The sequence below is a fragment of the Rhizobium chutanense genome (assembly GCF_002531935.1).
Classification (GTDB): domain Bacteria; phylum Pseudomonadota; class Alphaproteobacteria; order Rhizobiales; family Rhizobiaceae; genus Rhizobium; species Rhizobium chutanense.
Genome location: NZ_NWSV01000005.1, coordinates 59,748 through 72,143, shown reverse-complemented (window position 1 = coordinate 72,143; position 12,396 = coordinate 59,748). Strand labels below are relative to the sequence as shown.

The following is a 12,396-nucleotide window of genomic DNA, read 5'->3' as shown; positions in this document are numbered from 1 at the left end:
GGCCTGGCCTTTGCTGCCGACTTCCGTTCAAGGAGAAACGATCCATGCGTGAACGTACGCGAATAAGCGTCGATGCCGGTGAAGCGGTGCGCCCGTTCAACCGGTTCTGGCGCGGCACCGGCTTTTCGCCGGCCGAGCTGCTGCTCGAACCCGAGATGCGCCAGATGCTCGCCTATATCGGCGCTCTGCCGAACGAGGGCATCCGGTATTTGCGCGTGCACTACCTCTACAATCTGCTGCGCTCGACCGGCGGAGCCGGCTATGACTGGTCCCTGCTCGACCGCGCGCTCGACGTGATGATCGAGCACCGGCTGAAGCCGTTCTTCGAGCTGATGGGCAATCCGTCGGGCCTCTTCACCGATTACGAAGACATGGATCAGGTCAAGCGCTGGCGCGATCTGGTCACGGCGACGGCGGATCGTTACGGCGCGCGCTACGGCATGGACGAATTGCGCACATGGTATTTCGAAACGACCAACGAGGCCGATTCCGGCTGGTGGACCTACGGGATCAAGGGCTACACCAACTATTACGACGCCTGCGTCGCCGGGCTCGATGCCGTCGACCCGAACCTGCCGATGGGCGGGCCGGGCACCGCCCGCACGCTCTCGCCGATCTTCCGCGCCCTCATGGCCCATTGCGACAGCGGCACGAGCTGCCTGACTGATAACGGCCCGCCGCGCCTCGACTACATCTCGATCCACGAAAAGGGCGTCAACGGCAGCAAGGACGACCTGACGCCGAGAACCAACGCCATCGTCGACCGCACGCTTCTCGTCGTCGACTATCTCAAAGAGCATCACCCGCGCCTGGCGGGCCTGCCCATCGTCAATGACGAATGCGATCCGCAGCTCGGCTGGAGCGATCATCACAGCTGGCATGGCAAGGCCTACTACGCCGGCATCATCGCTCGCATCATCGAACAGCACGACCGGCGCATCATCGCCCCCAAGGCGGCGGATTTCACCTTCCTCAGCAATGACCATGCCTTTATCGGCGGCTGGAGCCAGCGCACGATCTTCGCCTATTTCGGCCCGCGCAATTTCACCAAGGCGCAGTGGGAGCACAAGACCGATCTCGAGACGCTGGTGACGGATGTCGATCGGGCGCCGCCCTTCGACATCATCAAGAAGCCCGGTCTCACATCGATGGAACTGCTGGCAACGCTCGGCGACACTGTCTGCAAGGTGACGGCTGAGCCGCCGCTCACCCCCGATCAGGATGGCCTGGCGATCCTGCCGACACGGTTGCCGGGCGGCGGCGTTTCCCTCAGCCTCATCCACAGCGTCGATGCCATCAATCGTTCCGGCCGGACCGCTGTCCGCCTCGATGTGCGCGGGCTGGTTCCCGGCCGCCACGCGCTTTGCCTGCTGCGCATCGACGAGGAATTCACCAATCCGATGGAGGTCTGGGAAGCGCAGCGCGACGAAAGCAACCCGCGCGGGCCTTTTGAGCCTGTCTGCGCACCGCCGCAGCCTGATGAAGCGCAGTTTGCCGAACTGCGCCGGGCGCAGGAGCCCGCGCTGCTGCATCCGATCAGCACCGTCCAATGCGACGACGGGCGGATCAGCTTCGATCTGGATGTGCCGTTGCCGTCGCTGACGCAGGTGATTGTCGTTCCCGACACCGGCGCGGCTCCGGCGACACCTGTTGGTCTTGTCGTCGAACGCTACCTCGGCCTTGGTGGCCGGGAGGAGCGCATGCTGTTCTGGGCTGGCGGTGATGCCGGCCCGGCCACTTTCTACGATGTGCTGGCCGGCGCCGACGGCGGACCTTTTGAAAAGGTCAGTCCCGTGCCGCTGCTCTCGACGGCATTCCTGCATATGTCGCCGGCGGCGGGTGTGCGTTATGCGGTGTGCGCCCGCGATGCCTTCGGCCGCCGCAGCGAGCTTTGTATCGCCCGCTCATGAACAGCGTCTTTCTCTGGGATTTGATCCATGGATATCGCCTATTTCACCAAGACCCTGGAGGGCTTACCGCTCGAGACGGCGGCTGAGATCACCGCCGGTCTGGGCTTCGACTGTGCCGATCTTCTCGTCCGCGATGGGCACGCCGTTTCCCCCGGCAGGCCGGAGGAGATCGTCAAGGCCGCAAAGCTCTTTGCTGCGGCTGGCCTGCGCACCCCGATGGCGACGATCGATTCCACGCGGCCCGACGATGCCGCATCGCGGCTTCTCGGCTGTTGCGGCGAGGCCGGCATCGGGCAGATCCGGCTTGGCTTCTGGCGTTACGACCCGCTGCGGCGCTGGCAGGTTCAGGTCGACGAGGCGCGGCGTGATCTCGACGGTTTCGAGCGCCTGGCCGAACGCTTCGCCATTAAACTGACCATCCAGCTTCACGGCGGCACCCTGCACAGTTCCGGCGCGCTGGCGATGCAATTGCTGGCCGGGCGCGATCCGATCAGGATCGGCGCCTATGCCGATCCGGCCAATCAGATCATTCGCGAGGGAAGCGAGGACTGGCGTCTGAGCCTCGATATTCTCGATCCGTGGTTCTGCTGCATGGGCGTCAAGAACAGCGGTTGGTTCCCCGGCGCTTACGGAGCCGACGGCCAGCGCGCTTGGCATTCGGACTGGTACGGGCTCGACGAAGGCATGGTGCCCTGGAACGACATCGTCCCGCATCTGGTGGCCACCGAATTTGCCGGCGTTCTCTCGGTGCATTCCCAATACCGGGTTCCCCGGCAACAGGCGCTCGACAAGGTCCGCGCCGATCTTGCCCATCTCAGGCGCCTGGTCGCCGCAGCGAAAGAGTAGAAGCATGAACAAACAGGCTCCCGTCATCGCCGTATTGCTGACCGAAAAAACCCGCCGTATGATGCTGGACGATGCGGCGATCACCCAATTGAATGCTCTTGGTGATGTGCGCTGGCCGGCCGATGCCACAATCGACGCCGGCGATGTCGAGCACCTGTTACAGGGCGCTGTCGCGTGCCTGACCGGATGGGGCACGCCGCCCTTCGATGCCGCCGCGCGCCAGCGCCATCCGCACCTTGCCCTCGTCGCCCATTCGGCCGGCAGCGTCCGCACACTGGTCCCGGCGCGTCTGTTCGACGACGGCCTTCGCGTCAGCCATGCCGCCTCGAAAATTGCCGCCTCGGTGGCCGAATTCGTCGTCGCCGAAGCGCTTCTCGCCCTGCGTGGCATCCATCGGCTACATCATCGGCTGCGCAACGGCGGCGAATGGCTCGACGTCCGCGCCGCCGTGCCGCAGAGATTGCTCGGCGCCAGAACGGTCGGCATCGTCGGCGCCGGCTATGTCGGCCGGGCGGTCATGCGCCTGCTGGTTCCCTTCGGCTGTCGTGTGCTGGTCGTCGATCCCTTTCTCGACGACAATGAGGCGGCGGCACTCGGGGTTTTCAAGGCCGGGCTCGACGGTATGCTGGCGCAGGCCGACGTGGTCTCCCTGCATGCGCCTGTCCTGCCCGAAACACATCACATGATCGGCGCCCGCGAACTGGCGCTGCTGCGTCCCGGCGCGCTGTTCATCAACACCGCGCGCCCGCAGCTGGTCGATGAGGCCGCACTGCTCGCCGAGATCCGCTCCGGCCGTATCGAGGCCGCACTCGACGTCTTCGACGACGAGCCGTTGCCTTTCGATAGCCCCTTCCGCGACCCGGCTCTGGCCAATGTCATCATTTCACCGCATGCTGCCGGCCACACTGAAGAGGCGCATTTCGCTCAGGGGCAGGCGATGGTAGACGAGATCGGCCGGCTGCTGCGCCGCGAGCCGCTCCATCACGAAGTGACCCGCGCCATGCTCGACCGGATGGCATGATATGGACAGAAGCATCGGAGGTTCCGTGACGGCTCCACGCATCAAAATCATTGAGATCGACGCCTTCGAGCGCGATATCAGCCTGCGCCTGCCGTTCCGCTTTGGCGCGGCCACTCTTGAAAAGGCGCCGCAAGCCTTTCTCAGGGTCCGTGTCAAGGATGAAGAGGGGCGAACCGCGATCGGCGCCGCCGCCGAATTGATGGTGCCGAAATGGTTCGACAAAAACCCGGCACTGACGCCGGCGCAGAATGTCGATCAATTGCGCGGCTCGATCCGCGTTGCGGCCGCCGCGTCGCTGGAAGCGTCCGCACCAGCGACATTGTTTGCCGCCGCCCGCCTGAACGAGATGGAAACGGTGCGGCGCCTGCCGGGAAATCCGCTGGCCGCCGGCTTCGGCCCGTCGCTCATCGCCCGCGCCGCGCTCGACGCCTATTGCCGCCTTGCCGGCATTTCCTTCTTCGAGGCCGTGCGGGGCAATCTCATCGGCATCGGCGGCCCGATGCTGCCCGGCGATATCGGCGCGGATGCCGCCTCGGCGGTGCTGGCCGATCTTCGCCCCGCCGGTGCGATCTCGGCCCGGCATACGATCGGGCTTCTCGACCCGATCAGCGATGGCGATATCGTCCGGCCCGTTAACGACGGCCTGCCGGAAAGCCTCGAGGCGGTGATCAGGCGCTATGGCAATCGCTGGTTCAAGATCAAGCTTTCGGGCGCGATCGAGGCCGATATCGACCGCCTGCTGCGGATCGCCGCGGTGCTGGAGAGCGTGCCCGACTATCGGGTGACGGTCGACGGCAACGAACAGTTCGGCTCTGCCGAACAGCTCGCCGCCTTGCTGGCGCGGATCGAGGAGATGCCGCGGCTCGCCAGGCTGCGCGCGGCCATCGCCTTTGTCGAACAGCCGTTCTCGCGCGCGATCACTATGGAAACGCCGCTGGGCGATCTCGCGGCGCAATTGCCCTTCCTGATCGACGAGAGCGACGACGGCGACGAGGCCTTCGCTCGCGCCCGGGCGCTCGGCTATACCGGCGTCTCCTCGAAAACCTGCAAGGGCATCTATCGCTCGCTGATGAAGGCGATCCGCATCAAGACGGGAACCGTGCCGGGCCTGTTCCTCTCGGGCGAGGATCTGACCTGCCAGGCCGGACTTGCCGTCCAGCAGGATCTCGCGCTGGTATCCTTGCTCGGCCTTTCCCATGTCGAGCGCAACGGCCATCACTATGTCGCCGGCATGCAGGGTGCGCCGCAGGCGGAAAAAGCGCGCTTTGCCGCGGCCCATCCCGATCTCTACGAGCAGGGTGCCGAGGGGCCGCTGCTGTCGATCCGCGATGGCCGGATTGCCATCGGTTCGCTCGGGGCGGTCGGCTACGCCAGCGGCGCCCTGCCCGATTTCGAGGCGATGACGCCATTGCCATGACGCCCGAGAAGTTCAGCAAGAGCCGGGGAGCGGTGCCGTGCCAAAGGGTCTTGAACTGTTCGATCTCACTGGCAAACGGGCGCTGATCACCGGATCGAGCCAGGGCATCGACTTCAGCCTGGCGGCGCGCCAAGCACGGCCGTTAAATTAGGCCAGCCAATTTTCAATATCGCGGGGGCCGTAGACGACGGCCACCACGAAGATGCCGTAGGGCATTGGCTCATAGATGGCGATATAGCGCCCCTCGATCAGAATCCGCGCTGTGGGGCTGAGTTCGGGGCGTTCGTTGTCAGGCGCAATTGCGCGCCAGATATCGCGCAAATCTTCTTCGGCACGAGGGCTGAGGAGATACTTAGCCACGCCTGCGGGCTTCCGCCTTCAATTCTGCCAGCAGCGTATCCGCATCGACTGCGCGGCCTTCGCCGCTGGCCATGCCTTCGTCGTAAGCCTTTTTCAGGCTGGCCAGCTCCATCTGCCGGACTTCCTCGCGCTGCGCCCATAGGCGCAGTGCATCGCGGACGATTTCGCTGTTAGAGGCATAGCCGCCGCTCTCGATGGCGCTCTCCATCATAGCCGCTTGGTGCGGTGTCAGGGATACGGTGAGGGTGCGCATGTTCGTGGCTTTCATTCTTCAGGCTTATAGCACAGGCAACAAGAACTAACAAATATTGTTGGGAGCAGGTGTTTTGGCCATGGCGACGCGTCGCTCGATCAGCGAAAAACCGGGCTGTCCTTCCACAGGGTTCCAGCCATGAACTCCGCATAGCCGAGATTATAGACGGCCCGCATATAGTTGGTGTTGAACGGATCGAGCATGGAATAGGGAACCTGCACGTCGATCGATGCGAGATGGAAGCGCGCGCCCGTCAATTTCGAATAATTATAGAGGGCCGTCAGCGCGCTCTGCGTCTGGGATTTGACGAAAATGGAGAAGGCTCTGGCGACCACGGATAGCGTCTTGTCGGGCGTCTTGGCGAATTCGGGCATGAGCGCATTGTTGACGATCACATAGAAATTGACGGTCGCCCGCCTTGTCGGTCCGAGGCGATCGGAGCTCGTCAGCAGTGCCTGCGGGAGTATCAGCACCTGAGAGGCGGAGCCGCCATCCGAATGCATTTCCTCGAAGTGGCGTCCTCCGGACTCGGCCTTGATCATCACTGCCGGATAAACGCCCGGTATGCTTGCCGAGGCCACCATGATGTCCTGAAACAGCCTCAGCGCATCCGGCCGGCCGCTGGTCGCGATGGCGCCCATGTTCCAGACGACGGCTCTCTGCGTGTCGAGGTTGGTCGTCAGGACGAGGAGACGGCGGCCTTTGCAATGCTCGGCCGCAACCTGCCGCAAGATTGCCGGCGTGATGAACTGCTCGACCATTCGCCGCAAGGGATCGGCTCTGAGCAAGCTCGGGCCGAACAATCCGCCGGCTCGCTTGCTGCGGGCGAGCTCTTCGGCAACGCCGCTCGTGTAGAGATGCACCAGAGTATCGTCATAGGCCGATCCGAGGAAGGCAAAAGGCGCGATCAGAGCACCCGTGCTGACCCCCGTCACGACATCGAAGCGAGGGCGGGTCTTCATCATGCTCCATGCGGAAAGGACGCCGACGCTGAAGGCGCCGCCGGCGCCGCCACCTGAAATCATCAGTGCGTCGACGCGATCCCGCCTGGTCGCTGGTTCCCAATCGAGGATGTCCTTCGGCGCTTCGTCGAGCCGGGCATCGAGATAGGTCCGGATCTCGCCATAACCGGCAATCGAAGCCGTTTCCGCCTCCTTCGCATCGAGCGCCCTGTCCATGATCTCGGTGCATCCAGACAGGACAAGCGCGAAAGAGAGCAAGGCGGCAAGGGTTCGCACCAGGCTCCTCCCCAGTCGCCTGGTTGCCGGCAGGCCCGACATCATGCCGTCTCCGTCGAATGGCAGGACGCGCAGGCGGCGCGAGGCCGCCTGCGGGGGAATACGTCCCGCGGCCTTGTTCCGGGGGGAGGAACTCGACCGAAGAGGGTGACGATTGCCAGGGGTCGTCCGTATCGGGCGCGGGACCGTCTGGCCAATAACCCGGCGAGAGCGGTCATCTCGGACCTTGCCCTCGCTTCGAAAGTTCGGGCTTGAAACTGATTGCGGCGTGATCGTTGGATGCATGTGGTTGTTCGCCGGCGGTATCAGGCTCGGTCCGGCGCACCAGGCGCTTGAGTGCCTCATTGAGATCGTCGACGAAGGTGAAGATGACGGGGATGACGATGAGGCTGAGCAGCGTCGACATCATCACGCCGCCGATCACCACGATCGCCATCGGCTGCCGGAAACTGGAATCGCCGCCGGTCAGGCTGAGGGCGACCGGCAGCATGCCGGATGCCATGGCGATGGTGGTCATGATGATCGGCCGGGCGCGCTTGTGGCAGGCATCCACAAGCGCCTCGAACCGGGGCATGCCCTGGTGGCGCGACATGATCGCGTATTCGATGAGAAGGATCGAGTTCTTCGTCACCACGCCCATGAGCATGAGCAGCCCGATGACGGCAGACATCGAGAAGCTGGTTCCTGTCATCACCAGCGGCAGCAGCGCGCCGCCGAGCGAGAGCGGCAGAGCCATCAGCAGCGTGAACGGCTGCAGGAAGTCGTGGAAGAGCAGGACGAGGATCGCGTAGATGCAGAACACCCCGATCGCCATCGCCAAGCCGAAGCTCTGGAACAGTTCCGAACTGCGCTGAAGTTCGCCCTGTTCGACAAGGGTGACGCCCGACGGCAGATGCCGGAGCGCCGGCAGCGCCTGCGCCTCGCGGTTGACGTCGCCCAGGATGCGGCCGTTGAGCTCGACCGATACGGTGACGTTGCGCATCCGGTCGATGCGGTCGATTTCGGAGGGGCTGCCGCCGATCCGGATATCGGCGATCGATCCGAGATCGACATTGCCGTTCGTTCCCACAACCCGCATGTTCTTGATGTCGTCGAGCTTCGTGCGTGTCTCGGGGCTGAAGCGGACGACGATCGGAACCTGGCGCTGCGGCAGGTTGAGCTTCGGCAGATCGGCGGAATAATCGCCGTTCGTCGCCACGCGCGCGGCCTCGGCGATGGCGCTCGACGTCACCCCCAATGCGGCGGCGCGCGCAAAGTCGGGGGTGATCTGGATCTCGGGCGCTTGTCTCGCCGCGGTCGACGTCACCGCGCCGATGCCCTGCAGCGTGCGGAGCTGTTCTTCGAGCGCGGTGCTTGCGCTGTCGAGGGCGTTGGCATCGTCACTGGCAAGGGTGATCTCCAGCTTCGTGCCGTTGCCGCCGCCGCCGACCGCGACCCGCACGCCTGATAGGACCGAGAGAGCCTGCCGGATGTCGTTTTCGATTTCCGATTGCTTGCGGTCGCGCTCGCCGATGGGGGAGAGCACGGCGACGATCGTCGCCGATCCGACGCTGCTCGTCGTGCTGGTGTCGGGGCCGCCGCCGGAGGATGCGGAACCGACCGCGGAGAAGACATGCGTCACGTCCTGCAGCTTGCCGACGAGATCGGCGGCCTGCCTGGTCGCGGCGTCCGTCTGCTCGATGGTGGCGCCCGGCTGCATGGTAAGCGTGATCTGGGCTCGCGCGTCGTCGGAAGCGGGCAGGAAACCGGATTTCAGGAGCGGGATGGTGGCGAGCGAAAGCGCGACGACGACGGCGGTCAGCGCCACCGTGGTCTTCCTGTGGTTCATGGCGGCCTTCACGATTGCCATATAGGCGCGCATGATGCGGCCGTCCTTCTCCTCTATCGGATGGGCCTTCATGAAATAGGCGGCCATCATCGGCGTCAGCAGGCGTGCGACGACGAGCGAGACGAGGACGGCAACGGCGGCGGTGATGCCGAACTGGCGGAATATCAGCCCCGGTATGCCGCTCATGAAGGCCGTCGGCAGGAAGACGGCGACCAACGTGAAGGTGGTGGCGATGACGGCGAGCCCGATCTCGTCGGCCGCTTCCAGAGCCGCGTCGATCGGCCGCTTGCCCATCTGCAGGTGGCGGGCGATGTTCTCGACTTCGACGATGGCGTCGTCGACGAGGATGCCGACGACGAGCGACAGCGCAAGCAGGGTGACGATATTCAGGCTGAAGCCGGCCAGATACATGACGAGGAAGGTCGGTATGACGGACAATGGCAGCGCCACGGCCGACAGGACCGTCGCGCGCCAGTCCCGCAGGAAGAGCCAGACGACGACGATCGCCAGGATCGCCCCTTCGTACAGCATGTGCATCGAGCCATTATAGTTGTCGATGATCGGCCCGAGCGTGCTGTAGGCCTCCTCGATCTGCACGTTGGCATGCTTGGCCGCGAACGCTTTCATGGCCTTGTCGACATCGGCGGCGACACCGCTGTCCGAAAAGCCGTTCGAGCGCTTGATCTCGACCGCGATTACCGGTTTGCCGTCGAGATAGGCCATCGAGGATCGCTCGGCGAAGCTGTCGGTGACGGATGCGACGTCGTCGAGGCGAACCTGCTGGCCGTTGGCCAGGGGAATTCTAAGTTCCTTCAGGGCATCGACCGAGGCGACGGCGCCGAGCGTGCGCAATGTCTGACGGGTGCCGCCGACTTCTCCGAGGCCGCCCGACGTATCGGCCTGCACCGATTTCAACTGCGCCGACACAGTGGTCGCCGTGACGCCGAACGCGGCCATCGTCGTCGGATCGAGATCGACGTGGACCTCGCGGTCGATGCCGCCGATGCGGTTGACCTGTCCGACGCCCGATACCGACAGCAGCGCCTTGGTCAGATCGTTGTCGATAAACCAGGAAAGCTCGGTTTCATTGAGGGCGGTGGACCGGACGGCATAGGTGACCAGCGCCGAATTCTGCACGGTAACCTTGGTAACGCTCGGCGACTGCATCTGCGCCGGCAGATCCGCCTTGGCGCTGTCCACGGCGTTGCGGACCTCGTTCAGGGCCGTTTCGCTGTCCTTCTCCAGTTTGAAGGTGACGTTGATCGACACCGTGCCGTCAGTGATCGTCGTGGTGATGTGGTCGAGATAGCTCAACGAGGCAAGATTGTCCTCGATCGTGCGGGCGACCTCCGTCTCCAGCTGCGACGGTGCGGCGCCGTCGAGCGTCGCGGTCACCTTGATGGCCGGGAGGTCCATATCGGGGAAGTTCTGCACCGGTAGGTGCTTGAAGGCCAGCAAGCCGCCGACGGCAAGCATCGCAAACAGCAGGATCGCCGGGACCGGATTGCGGATCGAAAATGCGGAAAAGTTCATCAGCCTTCTCCCGCGATCTTCACGAGATCGTTGTCCGAGAGAAATGCTCCGCCCGACGTCACCACGCGCGCCGATTTATCGATGCCCGAGACGATCTCGACTTCGCCGCCGTTGCGGCGGCCGGTCTCCACCCGCACCCGTTTTACCCGCTTGTCCTCGCCGGCTGCAAAGACGTAGTTGATCCCGTCGCGAAACACGATCGCCGTCTCCGGCACCGTCAGCGCCGGCGTGGTCCTGAGTTCGATGCTGCCGGTGACGTAAAGGCCGGTGCGCGGGTGCACATCCTGGGGAAGTGCGACATAGACGATCGCCCGGCTCGTATTGGTGTCGACCGAAGGTCCGACGAGCCTCACTTTGCCCTGAATGCGTCCGTCCGGCCCGTCGATGGCGACGTTCAATCCTTCCGAGATGCGCGAGAGATAGCGGGCGGACACCTCGGCCTGCCATTCGACCCGCTGCTGGCGAACCATGCGAAACAGCTCGGTGCCGGAGGAGACGACCGCGCCGAGTTCGGCCGAGCGTGAGGTGATCAGCCCGTCGTCGACTGCCCTCACCGTCGTCTGGTCGAGCTTGATCTTCTGGTTGTCGAGTGCGGCCTTTTCAGAGGCGAGACTTGCTGTCGCCGTCCGCTCGTCGGCGAAATATTCGACGATCTTCTCATCCGAAAGCGCGCCCGAGGGCTGAAGCTGGCGTGCCCGATCCGCATTGGCCTTCGCCTTTGCGAGCGTCGCATTGGCGGTCGCGACGGCCGCCTCCTGCTTGCGAAGGTCGGCCTGCACGCTGTCCTGCGACAACAGGACGAGGGTCTGCCCTTTCTTGACCACGGAGCCGACGTCGGCCAGGATTTCGGTGATGCGCAGGCCGCTCGTCTCGGACGCGATGATGGCTTCCTGCCAGGGCTTCAGCCAGCCGCTTGCGGGAACGGTTTCCGGCCAGTCCCGCTCGGCCGGCGTCGCCAGCGAGACGGTCAGGGCGGGGGCGGCGGCTTGATCCGCCAGGGCATTGCGCAGCGGAAGCAGAAGCGCCGCCGCGACAAGAGCGGTGGCGAATATTCCAGACGGTTTTCTCAACGATATACTCCTTGAGGTCAAAGGCATCGCTGCCTTTTCCCGATCCGCGCCACCTCGACGGATGATTGCCGCTCATGCGCGGCAACCGGCCTCGGCGCGCGTCTATGTCATGGCAGGATAGGTAACGGGGCGAACGTTAAGTGCGGTCAAGTTAGTGTTAAGTTAGGTAAAACTCGCTCATGCCACGATGTTTGTGCTGTATGGCTTGACGGGATTGATAATGGATAACGCGAATGAACAAGGTTCTCCTCATCGACGACGATGCCGAGCTGACGACGCTTCTGCAGGAATATCTGGTCGAGGAAGGATATGACGTCGTAACCGATACGGATGGCCGCGCCGCCATTGCGGCGGCTGCCGGCAATACGGTCGATATCATCGTGCTCGACATCATGATGCCGCGGATGAACGGGATCGAGGTGCTGCAGAGGATCCGGAAGCTCAGCCAGGTTCCCGTGCTGATGCTGACCGCAAGGGGCGATGACGTCGACAGGATATCGGGCCTCAATCTCGGGGCCGACGACTACGTGCCGAAGCCATGTTCGCCGGGCGAGCTGGCGGCGCGGCTGCGCGCCATCCTGCGCCGGGCGGGCCAGCCGGCGGCCGGCGTGTCGACCGACACGATCAGGGCGGGCCAGCTGGTGCTTCATCCGGGCAGCAGGATTGCCGAATGGCGCGGAGAAACGCTTGACCTCACCGGCACCGAATTCAGCCTGCTCGAGGTGCTTGCCCGCAGCGCCGGCCAGCTCGTGTCGAAGCAGGAGATTTCGAAGCGGGCTTTCGGCAAGCCGCTCACCCCGTTCGATCGCCGGATCGACGTTCATATCAGCAGCGTTCGCCAGAAGCTCGGACTGAGGGAGGACGGGCAATCCTGGATCCAGTCCGTTCGCGGCCAGGGCTATCAACTTCTCGTGGACTGA

The 12,396-nt window shown here is 64.2% G+C and carries 10 protein-coding genes and 1 pseudogene; 6 read left to right on the top strand and 5 right to left on the bottom strand.

The features are described 5' to 3' along the window. Nucleotides 1-44 precede the first annotated feature (44 nt). The 5 genes and pseudogenes from CO666_RS09835 to CO666_RS33605 all read left to right on the top strand — a co-directional run. A complete protein-coding gene (locus CO666_RS09835) occupies nucleotides 45-1,910 on the top strand; it encodes a GH39 family glycosyl hydrolase (protein ID WP_097611892.1) in 1,866 nt (621 codons plus the stop codon). A 27-nt stretch (nucleotides 1,911-1,937) separates the two neighbouring features. Continuing rightward, entirely contained in the window at nucleotides 1,938-2,756 is an 819-nt protein-coding gene (locus CO666_RS09830; protein ID WP_097611891.1) for a sugar phosphate isomerase/epimerase family protein, read from the top strand. Between the two features lie 4 nt (nucleotides 2,757-2,760). Beyond that, nucleotides 2,761-3,777 carry a hydroxyacid dehydrogenase gene (locus CO666_RS09825; RefSeq protein ID WP_097611890.1) on the top strand — a complete coding sequence of 339 codons (1,017 nt, stop codon included), beginning with the start codon at nucleotides 2,761-2,763 and terminating at the stop codon, nucleotides 3,775-3,777. A gap of 1 nt (nucleotide 3,778) precedes the next feature. After that, nucleotides 3,779-5,194, top strand: a complete 1,416-nt coding sequence (locus CO666_RS09820) for an enolase-like domain-containing protein (RefSeq protein WP_097611889.1) — start codon at nucleotides 3,779-3,781, stop codon at nucleotides 5,192-5,194. 37 nt (nucleotides 5,195-5,231) lie between these two features. Beyond that, a pseudogene (locus CO666_RS33605) lies at nucleotides 5,232-5,318 on the top strand (gluconate 5-dehydrogenase); the annotation flags it as partial. Between the two features lie 23 nt (nucleotides 5,319-5,341). Here the strand turns inward: CO666_RS33605 and CO666_RS09815 are convergent. The 5 genes from CO666_RS09815 to CO666_RS09795 form a co-directional block, all read right to left on the bottom strand. Next, complete coding sequence (locus CO666_RS09815; RefSeq protein WP_097611888.1) at nucleotides 5,342-5,554, bottom strand: type II toxin-antitoxin system RelE/ParE family toxin; 213 nt, start codon at nucleotides 5,552-5,554, stop codon at nucleotides 5,342-5,344. Next, nucleotides 5,547-5,822, bottom strand: a complete 276-nt coding sequence (locus tag CO666_RS09810; protein WP_097611887.1) for a type II toxin-antitoxin system ParD family antitoxin — start codon at nucleotides 5,820-5,822, stop codon at nucleotides 5,547-5,549. Before CO666_RS09810 ends, CO666_RS09815 begins: the two co-directional genes overlap by 8 nt. A gap of 83 nt (nucleotides 5,823-5,905) precedes the next feature. Beyond that, nucleotides 5,906-7,087 carry a patatin-like phospholipase family protein gene (locus CO666_RS09805; RefSeq protein WP_097612217.1) on the bottom strand — a complete coding sequence of 394 codons (1,182 nt, stop codon included), beginning with the start codon at nucleotides 7,085-7,087 and terminating at the stop codon, nucleotides 5,906-5,908. Between the two features lie 172 nt (nucleotides 7,088-7,259). Continuing rightward, complete coding sequence (locus tag CO666_RS09800) at nucleotides 7,260-10,406, bottom strand: efflux RND transporter permease subunit (protein ID WP_097611886.1); 3,147 nt, start codon at nucleotides 10,404-10,406, stop codon at nucleotides 7,260-7,262. Further along, nucleotides 10,406-11,503 carry an efflux RND transporter periplasmic adaptor subunit gene (locus CO666_RS09795; protein WP_097611885.1) on the bottom strand — a complete coding sequence of 366 codons (1,098 nt, stop codon included), beginning with the start codon at nucleotides 11,501-11,503 and terminating at the stop codon, nucleotides 10,406-10,408. The genes CO666_RS09800 and CO666_RS09795 overlap by 1 nt, the downstream gene beginning before the upstream one ends. Nucleotides 11,504-11,709: 206 nt before the next feature. Between CO666_RS09795 and CO666_RS09790 the strand changes: the two genes are divergently transcribed. After that, nucleotides 11,710-12,396: a response regulator gene (locus CO666_RS09790; protein ID WP_097611884.1), complete on the top strand. Its 687-nt coding sequence runs from the start codon at nucleotides 11,710-11,712 to the stop codon at nucleotides 12,394-12,396.

Bases quoted from the DNA above. Each gene is read 5' to 3' on its own strand.
- CO666_RS09810 (WP_097611887.1), bottom strand. From the start codon at position 5,822: ATGAAAGCCACGAACATGCGCACCCTCACCGTATCCCTGACACCGCAC.
- CO666_RS09800 (WP_097611886.1), bottom strand. From the start codon at position 10,406: ATGAACTTTTCCGCATTTTCGATCCGCAATCCGGTCCCGGCGATCCTG.
- CO666_RS09830 (WP_097611891.1), top strand. From the start codon at position 1,938: ATGGATATCGCCTATTTCACCAAGACCCTGGAGGGCTTACCGCTCGAG.
- CO666_RS09795 (WP_097611885.1), bottom strand. From the start codon at position 11,503: ATGCCTTTGACCTCAAGGAGTATATCGTTGAGAAAACCGTCTGGAATA.
- CO666_RS09835 (WP_097611892.1), top strand. From the start codon at position 45: ATGCGTGAACGTACGCGAATAAGCGTCGATGCCGGTGAAGCGGTGCGC.
- CO666_RS09825 (WP_097611890.1), top strand. From the start codon at position 2,761: ATGAACAAACAGGCTCCCGTCATCGCCGTATTGCTGACCGAAAAAACC.
- CO666_RS09790 (WP_097611884.1), top strand. From the start codon at position 11,710: ATGAACAAGGTTCTCCTCATCGACGACGATGCCGAGCTGACGACGCTT.
- CO666_RS09820 (WP_097611889.1), top strand. From the start codon at position 3,779: ATGGACAGAAGCATCGGAGGTTCCGTGACGGCTCCACGCATCAAAATC.
- CO666_RS09805 (WP_097612217.1), bottom strand. From the start codon at position 7,087: ATGTCGGGCCTGCCGGCAACCAGGCGACTGGGGAGGAGCCTGGTGCGA.